Source organism: Streptomyces sp. NPDC015144 (assembly GCF_043079735.1).
Lineage (GTDB): Bacteria > Actinomycetota > Actinomycetes > Streptomycetales > Streptomycetaceae > Streptomyces.
On the sequence record NZ_JBIBUU010000015.1, the window covers coordinates 170,081 to 182,646 of the forward strand.

The 12,566-nt window shown below is 69.3% G+C and carries 17 protein-coding genes; 10 read left to right on the top strand and 7 right to left on the bottom strand.

Features of this window, described 5'->3' with window-relative positions; all coding sequences use genetic code 11:
- The first annotated feature begins 84 nt into the window (after positions 1–84).
- The 5 genes from ACF08W_RS24830 (at position 85) to ACF08W_RS24850 (ending at position 3,600) form a co-directional block, all read left to right on the top strand.
- Positions 85–300, top strand: coding sequence for a DUF6243 family protein (locus ACF08W_RS24830; RefSeq protein WP_385203247.1), 216 nt, complete (start codon positions 85–87; stop codon positions 298–300).
- Between the two features lie 456 nt (positions 301–756).
- Positions 757–960 (top strand): cold-shock protein, encoded by a 204-nt coding sequence (locus tag ACF08W_RS24835; protein ID WP_123453305.1) that lies wholly within the window; start codon positions 757–759, stop codon positions 958–960.
- 276 nt (positions 961–1,236) lie between these two features.
- Complete coding sequence (locus tag ACF08W_RS24840; RefSeq protein WP_385203244.1) at positions 1,237–2,778, top strand: DEAD/DEAH box helicase; 1,542 nt, start codon at positions 1,237–1,239, stop codon at positions 2,776–2,778.
- A 46-nt stretch (positions 2,779–2,824) separates the two neighbouring features.
- Entirely contained in the window at positions 2,825–3,223 is a 399-nt protein-coding gene (locus ACF08W_RS24845) for a hypothetical protein (RefSeq protein WP_385203241.1), read from the top strand.
- Between the two features lie 56 nt (positions 3,224–3,279).
- A complete protein-coding gene (locus tag ACF08W_RS24850) occupies positions 3,280–3,600 on the top strand; it encodes an SCO5918 family protein (RefSeq protein WP_352275765.1) in 321 nt (106 codons plus the stop codon).
- A gap of 155 nt (positions 3,601–3,755) precedes the next feature.
- Here the strand turns inward: ACF08W_RS24850 and ACF08W_RS24855 are convergent, their stop codons facing one another.
- Positions 3,756–4,115: a hypothetical protein gene (locus ACF08W_RS24855; RefSeq protein ID WP_352275766.1), complete on the bottom strand. Its 360-nt coding sequence runs from the start codon at positions 4,113–4,115 to the stop codon at positions 3,756–3,758.
- Between the two features lie 824 nt (positions 4,116–4,939).
- Between ACF08W_RS24855 and ACF08W_RS24860 the strand changes: the two genes are divergently transcribed.
- Positions 4,940–5,278 carry a MerR family transcriptional regulator gene (locus ACF08W_RS24860; protein WP_352275767.1) on the top strand — a complete coding sequence of 113 codons (339 nt, stop codon included), beginning with the start codon at positions 4,940–4,942 and terminating at the stop codon, positions 5,276–5,278.
- Between the two features lie 218 nt (positions 5,279–5,496).
- On the opposite strand, the gene ACF08W_RS24865 is transcribed toward ACF08W_RS24860, so the two are convergent.
- Both ACF08W_RS24865 and ACF08W_RS24870 read right to left on the bottom strand, forming a co-directional pair.
- A complete protein-coding gene (locus ACF08W_RS24865; protein WP_392280569.1) occupies positions 5,497–5,922 on the bottom strand; it encodes a DUF4267 domain-containing protein in 426 nt (141 codons plus the stop codon).
- A gap of 54 nt (positions 5,923–5,976) precedes the next feature.
- Positions 5,977–6,423 (bottom strand): anthrone oxygenase family protein, encoded by a 447-nt coding sequence (locus ACF08W_RS24870; protein ID WP_392280570.1) that lies wholly within the window; start codon positions 6,421–6,423, stop codon positions 5,977–5,979.
- A 90-nt stretch (positions 6,424–6,513) separates the two neighbouring features.
- On the opposite strand from ACF08W_RS24870, the gene ACF08W_RS24875 reads away from it, so the two are divergent.
- Positions 6,514–7,092 carry a TetR/AcrR family transcriptional regulator gene (locus ACF08W_RS24875; protein WP_385203224.1) on the top strand — a complete coding sequence of 193 codons (579 nt, stop codon included), beginning with the start codon at positions 6,514–6,516 and terminating at the stop codon, positions 7,090–7,092.
- Between the two features lie 271 nt (positions 7,093–7,363).
- Here ACF08W_RS24875 and ACF08W_RS24880 read toward each other — a convergent pair whose 3' ends face one another.
- Both ACF08W_RS24880 and ACF08W_RS24885 read right to left on the bottom strand, forming a co-directional pair.
- A complete protein-coding gene (locus ACF08W_RS24880; RefSeq protein WP_385203221.1) occupies positions 7,364–7,963 on the bottom strand; it encodes a hypothetical protein in 600 nt (199 codons plus the stop codon).
- 420 nt (positions 7,964–8,383) lie between these two features.
- Entirely contained in the window at positions 8,384–9,307 is a 924-nt protein-coding gene (locus ACF08W_RS24885; protein ID WP_392280571.1) for a LysR family transcriptional regulator, read from the bottom strand.
- A gap of 70 nt (positions 9,308–9,377) precedes the next feature.
- Between ACF08W_RS24885 and ACF08W_RS24890 the strand changes: the two genes are divergently transcribed.
- Complete coding sequence (locus tag ACF08W_RS24890; protein WP_392280572.1) at positions 9,378–10,031, top strand: maleylpyruvate isomerase family mycothiol-dependent enzyme; 654 nt, start codon at positions 9,378–9,380, stop codon at positions 10,029–10,031.
- Positions 10,032–10,036: 5 nt separating this feature from the next.
- Entirely contained in the window at positions 10,037–10,606 is a 570-nt protein-coding gene (locus ACF08W_RS24895; protein ID WP_392280573.1) for a DUF1772 domain-containing protein, read from the top strand.
- Positions 10,607–10,624: 18 nt separating this feature from the next.
- Here ACF08W_RS24895 and ACF08W_RS24900 read toward each other — a convergent pair whose 3' ends face one another.
- Positions 10,625–11,509 (bottom strand): sigma-70 family RNA polymerase sigma factor, encoded by an 885-nt coding sequence (locus tag ACF08W_RS24900; protein ID WP_392280574.1) that lies wholly within the window; start codon positions 11,507–11,509, stop codon positions 10,625–10,627.
- 100 nt (positions 11,510–11,609) lie between these two features.
- Here ACF08W_RS24900 and ACF08W_RS24905 point away from each other — a divergent pair, with 100 nt between their 5' ends.
- Positions 11,610–12,059: a carboxymuconolactone decarboxylase family protein gene (locus ACF08W_RS24905; RefSeq protein WP_366289148.1), complete on the top strand. Its 450-nt coding sequence runs from the start codon at positions 11,610–11,612 to the stop codon at positions 12,057–12,059.
- A gap of 77 nt (positions 12,060–12,136) precedes the next feature.
- Here the strand turns inward: ACF08W_RS24905 and ACF08W_RS24910 are convergent, their stop codons facing one another.
- Positions 12,137–12,559, bottom strand: a complete 423-nt coding sequence (locus ACF08W_RS24910; protein WP_392280575.1) for an RNHCP domain-containing protein — start codon at positions 12,557–12,559, stop codon at positions 12,137–12,139.
- Positions 12,560–12,566 lie beyond the last annotated feature (7 nt).

Genomic DNA, 12,566 nt, shown 5'->3' on the forward strand with positions numbered 1-12,566 from the left:
GCCTCTGCTGACGTTCCTCGGCATCGCCACGCCCGTTCCGCACCGTTCAATCGCTAGATCACTTCACTTCATTCCGGAGAACCCATGACCGTGAGCAAGAACATCAACAACCCTGTGGGCATGGGCGGCGGCCAGCGCAAGAGGCTGTCCCGCGCCGAACGCCAGAACAACGGCCCGCATCGCAACCTCGACCGTCAGGGTGCCGCCGACCGGAAGGCGGAGCTGGTGCGCAAGATGCGCGAGAAGGCCGGCGCGGCCGACGGTGCCGGGCAGACGGGTGACGGCAACGCACAGAGCTGACCACCGCCGCCGGGGGCGGCACCGCACGCAGCAGGGCCGGAACCACGACGCGCGGTTCTGGCCCTGCTGCCGTCCCGGGCCCTGCTGCGTACCGGGCCCTGCGGCAACCGCGGCATGTTCGACATGGCACGCGCGGCATTCTCGGGTCCGGTAGCGACATGCCCGAGGTAAATGAATATCTGTGTCGGCGGTCTCAGACTTTGACAGCCCTTACCGGGAGAGTTCCTGCCGCAGCGCGCACGGGAATTAAATGTGACACGCACAATCCGCCGCGGCGTGCTACTGTCGGACTCAGTTGCAGTTTTGGTACCCAAAAAAACTTCAAGCGCCTCCGGTCGGCCTTCAGGCCACAGGGAAGCGCTTTGTATTTCCGGTCATTTTCCGGGCGGGCATCATCGCGGCGACACGGTTTCCGTACAGTGCGGATTCCGGTGTACTGCCCAAAGGAGATATGACATGGCTACTGGCACCGTGAAGTGGTTCAACGCGGAAAAGGGTTTCGGCTTCATCGAGCAGGACGGTGGCGGTCCTGACGTGTTCGCGCACTACTCGAACATCGCCGCCCAGGGCTTCCGCGAGCTGCAGGAGGGCCAGAAGGTCAGCTTCGACATCGCGCAGGGCCAGAAGGGCCCGACGGCCGAGAACATCGTTTCCGCCTGACGCTGACGCGTAATTCGTAGCTGGGGCCCGCATCCCTCGGGGTGCGGGCCCCAGCTACACGCTTTTCTGCAGCACACTGTCGAGGGGCGCACCCACTTCGGAGACGTGCCCGGCGATGCACCGGATTCTTTTCGCACGCCATCCTCCACTTCTGCTTACGTCGACACGGATTTCCCGTGATTCACGTTCGCATTCCATTCGGTCCGTGCCTGGATTCACCGCGCTGCTCCTACGCCGGGAATTCCTTGATGCGTGCCGTATCAAGGAAGGTTCTTCATGAACCCCACAAACACGAACAGCCGTTCCTCCCGCGCCCGCCGAAGCGGCGGCTCCGGGTACGACTCCCCTGCTGGTTCGACCCGGGGCAGTCGCTTCGGTTCGTCCACCCCGAACCGTTCGTCCGCCCAGAACCGTTCGGCGGGTCCGAACCGTTCGGCAGGTCCGAGCCGTTCGGGTGGCCGACGGCCCGCCGCGATGCAGGGAGAGTTCGCCCTGCCCGAGACGACCACTCCGGCACTGCCCGCAGTCGACGTGTTCAGCGACCTCGACATGCCGAGGAGCCTGCTGACCACCCTCACCGCGCAGGGCGTCACCGCGCCGTTTCCGATCCAGGGCGCGACGCTGCCGAACTCTCTGGCGGGCCGTGACGTTCTGGGCCGCGGCCGGACCGGCTCCGGCAAGACTCTCGCCTTCGGCCTGGCTCTGCTGGCCCGCACCGCCGGACAGCGCGCCGAGCCCCGTCAGCCGCTGGCCCTGGTCCTGGTGCCCACCCGGGAGCTCGCCCAGCAGGTCACCGATGCCCTCACCCCGTACGCCCGCGCGGTGAAGCTGCGCCTGGCCACCGTCGTCGGTGGGATGTCGATCAGCCGTCAGGCGACCGCGCTGCGGGGCGGCGCCGAAGTCGTCGTGGCCACCCCCGGTCGCCTCAAGGACCTCATCGACCGCGGCGACTGCCGACTGAACCAGGTCGCGATCACCGTCCTGGACGAGGCCGACCAGATGGCCGACATGGGCTTCATGCCGCAGGTCACCGCGCTCCTGAACCAGGTCCGCCCCGAGGGCCAGCGCATGCTGTTCTCCGCGACCCTGGACCGTAACGTCGACCTTCTGGTCCGTCGCTACCTCACCGACCCCGTCGTCCACTCCGTGGATCCCTCCCAGGGGGCGGTCACCACGATGGAGCATCACATCCTGCATGTGCACGGTGCCGACAAGCACCGGTTGACGACGGAGATCGCGGCGCGCGACGGCCGGGTGATCATGTTCCTGGACACCAAGCACGCCGTCGACCGCCTCACCCAGGACCTCCTCGCCAGCGGTGTCCGGGCCGCCGCCCTGCACGGAGGCAAGTCACAGCCGCAGCGCACCCGCACCCTCGCCCAGTTCAAGTCGGGGCATGTGACCGTCCTGGTCGCGACGAACGTCGCGGCGCGCGGCATTCACGTCGACCACCTCGACCTCGTCGTGAACGTGGACCCGCCGACCGACCACAAGGACTACCTCCACCGCGGCGGCCGCACCGCGCGGGCCGGTGAGTCCGGCAGTGTCGTCACCCTGGTCACCAACAACCAGCGCCGCGACATGACACGTCTCATGGCGGCCGCCGGCATCGTGCCCCGGTCCACCCAGGTCCGCTCGGGCGAGGAGGCGCTCCACCGGATCACCGGCGCCCGCACCCCCTCCGGCATCCCGGTGACGATCACCGCGCCGGCACCCGAGCGGCGCAAGCGCGGCACGGCCTCCCGGGGTCGACGCAGCCCCGCTGCGGCTGCCCGGCGCGCGAGCGGGCGGAACTCCGCCTTCGACGCGGCGGCCTGAACACCGCGTGATCCGGAAGCTGACCCATCTCTGCAGGAGGTACGTCGTGACACTGATCCAGCTGCAGCCGCCCTCGGCGAACGCCACCCCCGTGGCCGAGGCGGCGTTCGACACCATGAACACGGCCGGGCCGCAGGTCTGCGACGACATGACCGTCGAGGTGGCCCTGTCCGTCATGGCCAGCGACAGGACCGGACACCTGAGGGTCTGCGACGATGACGGCCTGTGCACCGGACTGGTCACCCAGGCCCAGCTCACCACCGTCCGCATCAGCTCCGCCTACACGGACCGGCTCCAGTTGCGCGACATCCTCGGGGAGCACGGGCCGCACACCTCGCCCGCCACCCTGGTGGCCGAGCACGCCACTCACCTCCGTCGGCCCGCTGCCCCGTCCGCCGGGGACGAGCAGGCCGGCGCGTCGGGCGTCCCCGCCCTGGCCCTCTGAACCCTCTCGCCCGGCGGAACAACTCCTTCCCTTCTCTCTGATCCCTGTGAGGCATCGTGCGCTGTGTCATCGCCCGCTTCCCGTTCGAACTCACCAGGAACGGCGTCCTGGACTCCATGAAGGACATCAAGCCCGAGGAGGTCGTCGGCGAGTCCGTGACCATCGGCCGCCGTACCTACCCGGTCAAGCAGGTCGGCCAGGTCATCACCCGCCAGGACCGCCGCGACTTCAGTGCCGACGAAGTCGTCCGGGCCATGACCAAGCTCGGCTTCACCTGCCACGGCCTCCCCCAGCCGAGCGCGCCCACCCGCGCCCTCAGCCCGCACCAGCACGCCTCCGTGATGCTCGGCGGCCCGGTGGTCCCTCCGACCGCCTGATTGTTCGCGCCTCGTCCGGCTGATCGTTCGGCTGATCGTTCGGCCGGGGGAAACGTACGCGGACGACCGAACAGCCCAGAGGGCCCGACCGGCACACGCCGGTCGGGCCCTCTTCTGTACCAGTGAGTTCCTGAGTTCCTCCGTGCGGCGCGAGGTCAGTGGTCGGAGTAGCTGAAGTCGCCCACGGTCCAGGCGCTGACCTCCGCGATCGAGACGCGGTACATCCCACCCGTCTCCGGGATCCCCACCGCGCCCTGGAGGATCCGCGCCATATGGAAGTGCAGATACTCGGGCGGCCCCTCCTCCCGCGTCGTCGCGGTGAACATGGCGGAGAACTCGCCCAGGCGGGACGAGTCCGTCAGGACTTCCGCCACCCGTTGCCGCCACACGGCTTCGGGGGCCAGCCGACCGGTGATGACAGCGCCACCGGTGACCACAGTCAGGGACATCTGATTGCTGTGCCCGGACTCCACCAGCGCGGCGACGTCAACGAGCAGCTCGTCAGGCTTCGACATGAAAGCCGATCCTAATCACGAGTCGGCCCGTCCCCCACCGTTCCCGCTGTCGAGCAGGACGGACAGTCGCCGCCCTCCCCCAGGAGACCTGGCGGGCGACCACGGTCGTTCTGGCGAGCCGGTTGGCCACGGGCCCGTCCGATGTCTCCGACAAGGCCGATTACCTCTTCACGGGACACGCGAAAATCTCTGTTCGCCGGAGTAGACATTGGGTGGTGGCGTGGCTATGGTTTCTCTCGTACCCAGAGAGACAGCAGGGCCTGGCAGAGAAGAACTGCCGGCAGTGCATGTAGTTCGCAGGACGGTGCGGCGGTGGAGTTTCGAAGCCAGGGTTGTTGCAGGACGGCGACGGGACTGACGGCCGGACCGGGTGGCCCGCAACGAGGGGCCGCCGGAGCGGGACCACTGTCATGGAAGGTGCGGTCCCGTGAGTGCAGTTCGCAGTACCCAGCAGTACCCAGCAGTACCCAGCAGTACCCAGCAGTGAAGTGACAGAGCGGTACCTCGGTGAAGGCGTCGGCTGCGGACGCGCGCACCGGGAAGCAAGTAGTCGATCACCGAGGGAAGAACGGAGGAGCCCACGCCATCAGGATCGCCCGGGCCGGAGCAACGAGCCCGGGTACCGCAGGACATCGATAGTGAGGTGGTCCCCGGTCAAGCAACCGCGATCCCCGCAATCCCGACAGCAGCCAGGTCGGGCACGCGGACACAGAATGCCGGTGCAGTAGCAGTATCAGGACCGGCAGGTGGTGTAGTAGTTCCTTCGGGGCCCTGGTGCCGTACGGCATCAGGGCCCCTCCATGCGTTCCACAAGAGAGGTGCCAGTGACAGCAGACGACTCGTACGGCCGACTTGACGACGACGACTACCCCGCCTTCACGATGGGCCGGGCCGCCGAGATGCTCGGCACGACCCAGGGCTTCCTCCGCGCCATCGGCGAAGCCCGTCTGATCACCCCCCTGCGCTCGGAGGGCGGACACCGCCGCTACTCCCGCTATCAATTGCGCATCGCCGCCCGCGCCCGCGAACTGGTCGACCAGGGCACGTCCATCGAGTCCGCCTGTCGCATCGTCGTCCTGGAAGACCAGCTCGAAGAGGCGCAACGCATAAACGCCGAGTACCGCCGCGCCGCCGAAGCGGCAAAGCCGCCGACCGAGGACTGAGGCGGTGCGGGTCCGCCGGACACCGGCGGACCGGAAGGCATGAGGCAAGGCATGAGGCGTGGCTGCGGGAGCTGCGAAGCGTTCCACCGCGGGGTTCGGCTTCGCCGCTCAGGACGGCAGCGCGCGTAGGGAGCTCGGGGCGCGAGCTCGGTTCCCGTCACGCGCTCCATGACGAAGGCCCTGGTCTCCGGGACCAGGGCCTTGTTCGTCTTCCATCCTCAGGCGGACTGCGGGGCGGGCGTCGTCGGGGCGGCCGTGGGGGTGCGGGTCTCGCGTATGAGCAGGAGGCCGTTGGCCACCATCAGCGTGGCGGTCAGGCAGTGGACGCCGAACGCCATGGCCATGGAGCCGTCGTGGGCCAGCACGTTGGCCATGTCGCCGTAAGCGGCCAGGGCCTCGACCAGCAGGGCCCAGCCCAGCGCCCGACGGTGCCCCGTCACCAGCAGGACGGCCAGGACCAGGGCCAGGACGACGTCGCGGACGCCCTTGATGATCAGGAAGCCGCCGCCGTCGCCGGACGGCCAGCTCGGCAGGCCGAAGCTCGGCGCCGTCGTCTCCGGGCTCAGGATGTACTCCGTCCCGAACCAGAGGACGAAGAGGATGAAGGCAGCTGCCAGGACGGTGTTGATCTTCTTCAGCGACATGGTTCTTCTCCTTGCGGAACGTCGTGGACGTGGTGGGTGGCAGCGCTGTCGCTGTCAGACGAGAGCGGTGACCAGCAGGGCGAAGGCGGCGACGATCACGGCGACGCGGACGTAGTGGTAGCGCTCCCAGTGGTGCAGCTGCTGCTTCCAGTCGGCAGGCCGGTTCTCGGGGGTCCAGGTCTTGCCCCGGTTGTTGATCGGGACGAGCAGCAGCATCGACATGATCACGCTGAGGATCAGCAGGCCGGCGGCGGTGACGACAAGTCCCGCGCCGGGACGGTGCCATCCGGCGGCGGCCCAGATCGCGCTGAGGACGAGCGAGCCGATGTACCAGAACGGCATGAGCGCGCCGAGCATGCGGCCGCCGTGGGAGTGGCCGAGCTGGGCGCTGTCCTCGGGAAGGGCGTTCAGGATGCGGCTCATGATGAAGGCGACGGAGAACTCCACCCCCACCATCAGGCCGACGACGACGGTGGTGACGACCTGGAGTGTGCTGAGCATGACAGTTCCCCCGTTTTCTAGCGGCGCTAGGTGACAAGGCAACGCTAGTACTGCTGACGCTCGATTGTCTAGCGATGCTAGGATCGGGTCATGTCAGTACAGGAACGCAAGGAGCGCGAACGGGCGGCCCGCGAGCGTCTCATCGTTGCCACGGCCCGCGAACTCGCCGAGCAGCAGGGCTGGGACGCGGTCACCACGCGCCGGCTCGCCGAGCGCATCGAGTACAGCCAGCCCGTCCTCTACAGCCACTTCCGCGGCAAGCGGGAGATCATCGGCGCCGTCGCCCTGGAGGGCGCGGCCGAACTGGCCGCAGCGGTGCGGGCCGCGACCGCCGCCGAGGACGGCCCGCGGGCCCGGGTCGCCGCCCTGGCCCGCGCCTACCTCGACTTCGCCATCCGCCACCCGGCGGTCTACGACGCCTTGTTCCAGCTCGACGGCGGTCTGGCGTACGCGCGGGAGGACACCCCCGAGCCGTTGAAGGACGCCTTCGCCGCGCTGATGGAGACCCTGGCCGAGGTCTCCGGGGACGGCGTCGAACCGGGGACGTTCACCGAGACGTTCTGGGCCGCCCTGCACGGCCTGGCCACCCTGACCCGTGCGGGCCGCCTCCCTCCCGAGTACGCCGAGACGAGGGTGGGGCTGCTCGTGGACCGGCTCGCCCTGGTCTGACAGACCCCGTCCCACGGAGAGCGGGGAGGGGCGGGAGAGCCCGGGGAACCCTCGGCTTCTGGACGGTTGGGCCGGGACTGCTCACTGGCCCTGGAGTCCTGACGCCGATCCGGGCGGTGGTGCCGACGCGAAACGCCCGGCCGGGATGTCCCGGCCGGGCGTTCTGCGTCAACTGCTGTCACCAGCCCGCTCGTTGGTGAGCCCAGGTGGATCCGTCACGGAGGGAGTGGGCTCCTGCGAGCGGGGCGGCCTCCGGGCCGCCGCCGTCGGGTCAGATCGTCGGGGTGTCGTCGACGATCTCCTTGTGCGGCTCGACGACGAACTTCCAGCCGTCGCTGGGCTCCAGGAACCGCACCCGGGTGGGGTAGATGTCCAGGGCGCGGCGGTCGCGGTTCTGGCCGTTCGCGTTCTTCCGGGCCTTGGCCGGCTCCTCGTACAGGTCGATCTTGACGTCCGGCACCGCGACGACTTCCTCGCTCCAGCGCTGGACGACCCCCGCACCGAACGCGTCCCGCGCGGCGGAGTAGAGCGCCTCCAGGGACTCCGCGCCCCCGCTGGGCACGAAGAGGGCGAGGTTCAGGAGAACCCCGGCGCTCTGGAGGACCTCGATCTCCTCCCCGTTCTTGTCGGCGATCCAGATCCCGGCCTCATCCGCGTTGTCCGGGAGGACGTGGACCTCCTCACCGAAAACCGTCCTCGCGACGAAGGACCCTCCCTCGAAATTCTTGCCCGGCCCCGTAAGAAATGCCGGGGCGTAGCAGTCGAGAGGAAGGGCACTCGTCCCTGCCGAGACGAAGATTCCATCCTGCGGACCCAGGCCCGAAATCTCCTCGGCCGTAAGACGTCGAGCCGTAACCTTCTCGGTGTTCACGCCATTCCCCTTTTAGTCGCGGCGTCCAGTGAATTCATTGATACTCTATCACGAAAATGATCACTAAACTTCCCGTCGTGAACGGCTTCACACCCACGTCCACACCGGCCGACCTGCGGGAATTCCCTCCAGGGGCTCAGGGGCCAACTCCCTTTGCGTCACTGGAGGATCACGGCGGACACAGCGGAATGAAAGCAACCCACAAGCGGGTTAGACAATTAAAACAGCTTGCGCCACATCCAGACAAAACATGAATCTTTGCGCTCCGGACTTCGACCCGGACCGGGTGAAATCGAATCAACGGCGACCGGTCTTTTCACTCGCCCTCGCAGACCGTCCCCCGAGTATCAGCGACAACGACGCCCGGGATATCGCGCCTCCAGATCCCGGGCGGAAAAGGCTACAGCCTGTGCCGGTGCGTCAGACCGGGCTGCCCGGTGCGGTGAGTTCGGTGCGCAGCAGGTCCAGAAGGACGGTGGCCGCGGGGCCGGCGAGGCCGGCCGTCCGCCAGGCCAGCGCGACCCGGCCGCGCAGCCGGGGCTCGGTGATCTCCAGTGTCCGCAGGCCCAGGGCCGCCGCCGCGTCGGCGGAGAGGGCCGGGATCACCGCCACCCCGAGGCCACGGGCGGCGAGCTGTGCGAGGAACGGTGGAGCGGCGGCCTCGAAGGCGATGCGGGGCCGGAACGCCGCCTGTGCGCACGCGCGGTCGAGCACCCCGCGCAGTCCCGTGCCACGCGGCAGACTGATCAGCGGACGGTCGCGGAGCTCGGCCAGCGGAATGGTCGTACGGTCCGGGGGCACGAGCGCCGGGTCGTCCGGAGCGACGCCCGCGACCAGGGGCTCGTCCACCAGGAGCTGGACGGAGATGCCCGGCGGGGGCTCCTCGTCCGCGAGTCCGACCACGGCGATGTCGAGCTCCCCGCGCCCCAGCGCGGCGAGCATGTGCTCCGAGGTGTCCTCGGTCAGGGTGATCTCGACCCGGGGATGGTCCTCGTGGAAGCCGGCCAGTACGGCGGCCAGGCCGAACTCCGCCGCCCCGGCCGCGCCCGAGACCAGGCCGAGCGTGACCCGCCCGCGCAGCAGACCGGTGAACTCGTCGGCGGTCTGCCGTACCGCTTCGACGGCGCCGAGCGCGGCCCGCGCGTACGGCAGTACGGCCTCGCCCACCTCCGTCAGCGTCACCGCCCGTCCGGAGCGGTCGAACAGCGGATGCCCGAGTTCCCTTTCGAGCTGCCGGACTTGAGCGCTCACCCCCGGCTGCGCCAGATGCAGGCGGGCGGCGGCCCGGGTGAAATTGGCTTCCTCGGCGACCGTGACGAAGTACCGCAACTGCCGAACGTCCATAACCGATCATTCTAGTTGCGAGACTTACAAACTCTTGGACTTATGGTGCGGCCGCCGAGAGCCTTGAGTCATGGGGAACACGTCGCACCGGAGACCAGCAGCGGACGTCAGAGCGGCGATCGCGGCCGAACGACGAGAACTGGCGGCCGTGCTCGACGGCTTGTCGGCCGAGGAGTGGGAGGCTCCGAGCCTGTGCGGGGGCTGGCGGGTACGGGAGGTCGCGGCCCACATGACGATGGGGTTCCGGTACTCGCTGCCCAGGATGGCCCGCGAACTGGTCCGGGCGCGGGGCAGCCTCCACCGGATGACCGACCTGTGCGCCCGCAAGGACGCCGCCGCCCATGGGACGTCGGAGCTCGCCGCCTTCCTCCGGGACCACGCGGACCACCCCTGGAAGCCGCCGGTCGGCGGGATCGAGGCGGCCCTGGGCCACGATGTGGTGCACGGTCTGGACATCACGGTGGCGCTGGGCCTCGGCCGCCGCGTCCCCATGGACCGCGTGCGCATCCTCCTGGACCGCGTCGATGCCAGGTCCCTCGCGTTCTTCGGTGCCGACCTGAGCGGCGTGCGACTCCACGCCGACGACCTCGACTGGTCCTTCGGCACCGGCACGCCCCTGTCCGGCACCGGGCAGGATCTTCTCCTGGTCGCGTACGGCAGACGGCTCCCGCCGGGACACCTGCACGGCGAACCGGGCGACCGTTTCGTCGCCCCGGGGAAGTGACGGGCATGCGCGTCCGGCTCCTTCAGGGACTCGCCCTGCTCGCCACCGGCCTTCTCGCCGGCGCGTTCGGCTACGGCGCGGCCAACCTCGTCCCCACCTTCGACGCCGTACCGCTCGACATGCGGCTGTCGTTCCACGCCGAACTGATGAAGACGAACGGCATCACGATGCAGGCCGCGATGGCCGTGTCGACGTCGGCCTCCCTCGCTCTCGCGGCCCTGACCCGCGGCCGCGCCCGGGTGATCGCGGGTGCGGCGGGGCTGCTGACCCTCGCTTCCTTCCTGGTCACCCGTCTCGGCAACGTACCGATCAACGGGCGGATCAAGGAATGGGCGGTCGGCTCGCCCCCGGCCGACCACGCGGAGATCCTGCGACGCTGGGAACTCTTCAACGACCTGCGGACGTTCACCGCCCTCACCGCGTTCGTCCTCCTGATCGTGCTCCTTCTGAGGCGACCGGCGGCGGACTCGGGTACGGATCCGGGTACAAGTACAGGTGCGGGTGCAGGTACGAGTACGGGTACAGGTCCGGAGACCGCCGCCGGGGCGGGGAACGTGCCGGTCAGGGAGTCGTAGGGCCGGACGGTCCGCCGGTCACAAGGCGAGGCCGAGGGCGACCAGGCGTGACGGGTCCGTGAGGATGTCCAGTCCGGTGATCCGGCCGTCCCTGATGGTGAAGGACATGACGGCCAGCGGCCGGTCCTCGGCGAACGACACCACTCCGGGCGTGCCGTTGACCAGCACCAAGCGCGCGTCCGCGGCGAAGCGGGCGAAGGTGACCGCCTGGGAGGCCACGTCGGCCGCCCCGTGCCTCAGGATGCTCGGGACGAGCGTGCCGCCGTCGGAGCGCGCCACCACCTCGGGGTCGAGGACGGTCAGCAGCGCCTCGAAGTCCCCGCTGCGGGAGGCGGTCACGAACGCGTTCACGACCTCGCGCTTGCGGGCGACGTCCGTGTCGGCGGCCGGTGCGACGCCCTGGACACGTCGGCGGGCGCGGCTGGCGAGCTGCCGGGTGGAGGCGGCGGTCCGGCCGAGGATCCGCGCGATCTCGTCGAAGGGCACGTCGAACATGTCGTGCAGGACGAAGGCCAGCCGCTCGGCCGGCGAGAGCGTGTCCAGCACGACCATGAGCGCGATGCCGACCGAGTCCGCGACCAGGATCTCCCGCTCGGGATCGATCGGCGCGAGGCCGCTGACGACCGGGTCGGGCAGCCGGAGTCGTTCCTCCCCCTCGGACAGCGGGTCCTCCCGGCGCGACGCACGGGAACGCAGCATGTCCAGGCAGACCCGGCCGACGACCGTGGTGAGCCAGGCACCGAGGTTCCTCACCTCGCTCACGTCGCTGCGGCCGAGCTTCAGCCACGCCTCCTGGACGGCGTCCTCGCCCTCGGCGACCGATCCCAGCATCCGGTATGCCACGGCGCGCAGTTGGGCGCGTTCCGCCTCGAACCGCTCGGCCAGAAGTTCTTTCTCGTTCATCCGTCACACCCCCGTGTCGAGATCCGTCGACCTGATGACGGACACTCACCGATGAAGAGGAAACACCACGTTGAACGCCAACACCACGACCACCGCCCGCATGAAGAACCCCGCGATGGTCCTGCCGGACGCCATGAAGGGCATCCAGAACATCTACAAGGCCATGTACCAGGGTGGTGTCGCCCCGCAGATCCTGGAGCTGGTCCATCTGCGGGCCAGCCAGATCAACGGCTGCAGCGCCTGCGTCTTCGCGGGCGTCGCGGGCGCGAAGAGCCACGGCGAGACGGACGAGCGGCTGCACGCGGTGGCCGCCTGGCGCGAGGCACCGTTCTTCTCCGACGAGGAGCGCGCCGCCCTGGCCCTGACCGAAGCGGCCACCCGGATCGCGGACCGCTCCGGGAAGGCCGTCCCCGACGCGGTCTGGGACGAGGCCGCCGACCACTTCAACGAGGAGCAGCTCTCGGCGATCATCCTGATGATCGGGCTCACCAACTTCTTCAACCGCATCAACGCGACGATCGAGGAGCCGGCGGGCGCTTCCTGGAACTGACCTGTCCGGGCCCGGACCGGAACCACGGCCGCGGCCCCCTGCCCGGACAAGGCCGGTCAGGGGGCGCGGGGACCTGGTTACGAGGTGAGAAGGGACCGGCCGACCGCCCCGGCACCGGCGAGGGGCCTCAGGGCGAGGCGCACCAGGGCGAGCGGATTGTCGTCGCCCGCGATGCGGTTGGCGCTGAGCTCGCCGCAGGAGGCGCACTGGTGGATGATCGTCCACTCGCCGTCGGTCCGGACGGACATGCCCACCGCCTCCATCCGGCCGCGGCAGTCCGCGTCGCGGTCGCCGGGGATCCTCCGGTCGACGTGCCGGCTCGCCAGGCAGTGGGGGCAGTGGTTGCGGTGCGCGGTGCCGGGGGCGTCGGGGGAGACGTCGAGACGGCAGGAGACGCACCGGAAGGCACGCGTCCGGTGTCCGCCCCCGATGTGCAGGACGTCCTTGTGCCGCTGCGGGCGCCGCCGCCCGCGACCGCTTCGTCCGTTGTGGCGCGACATGGTGTTT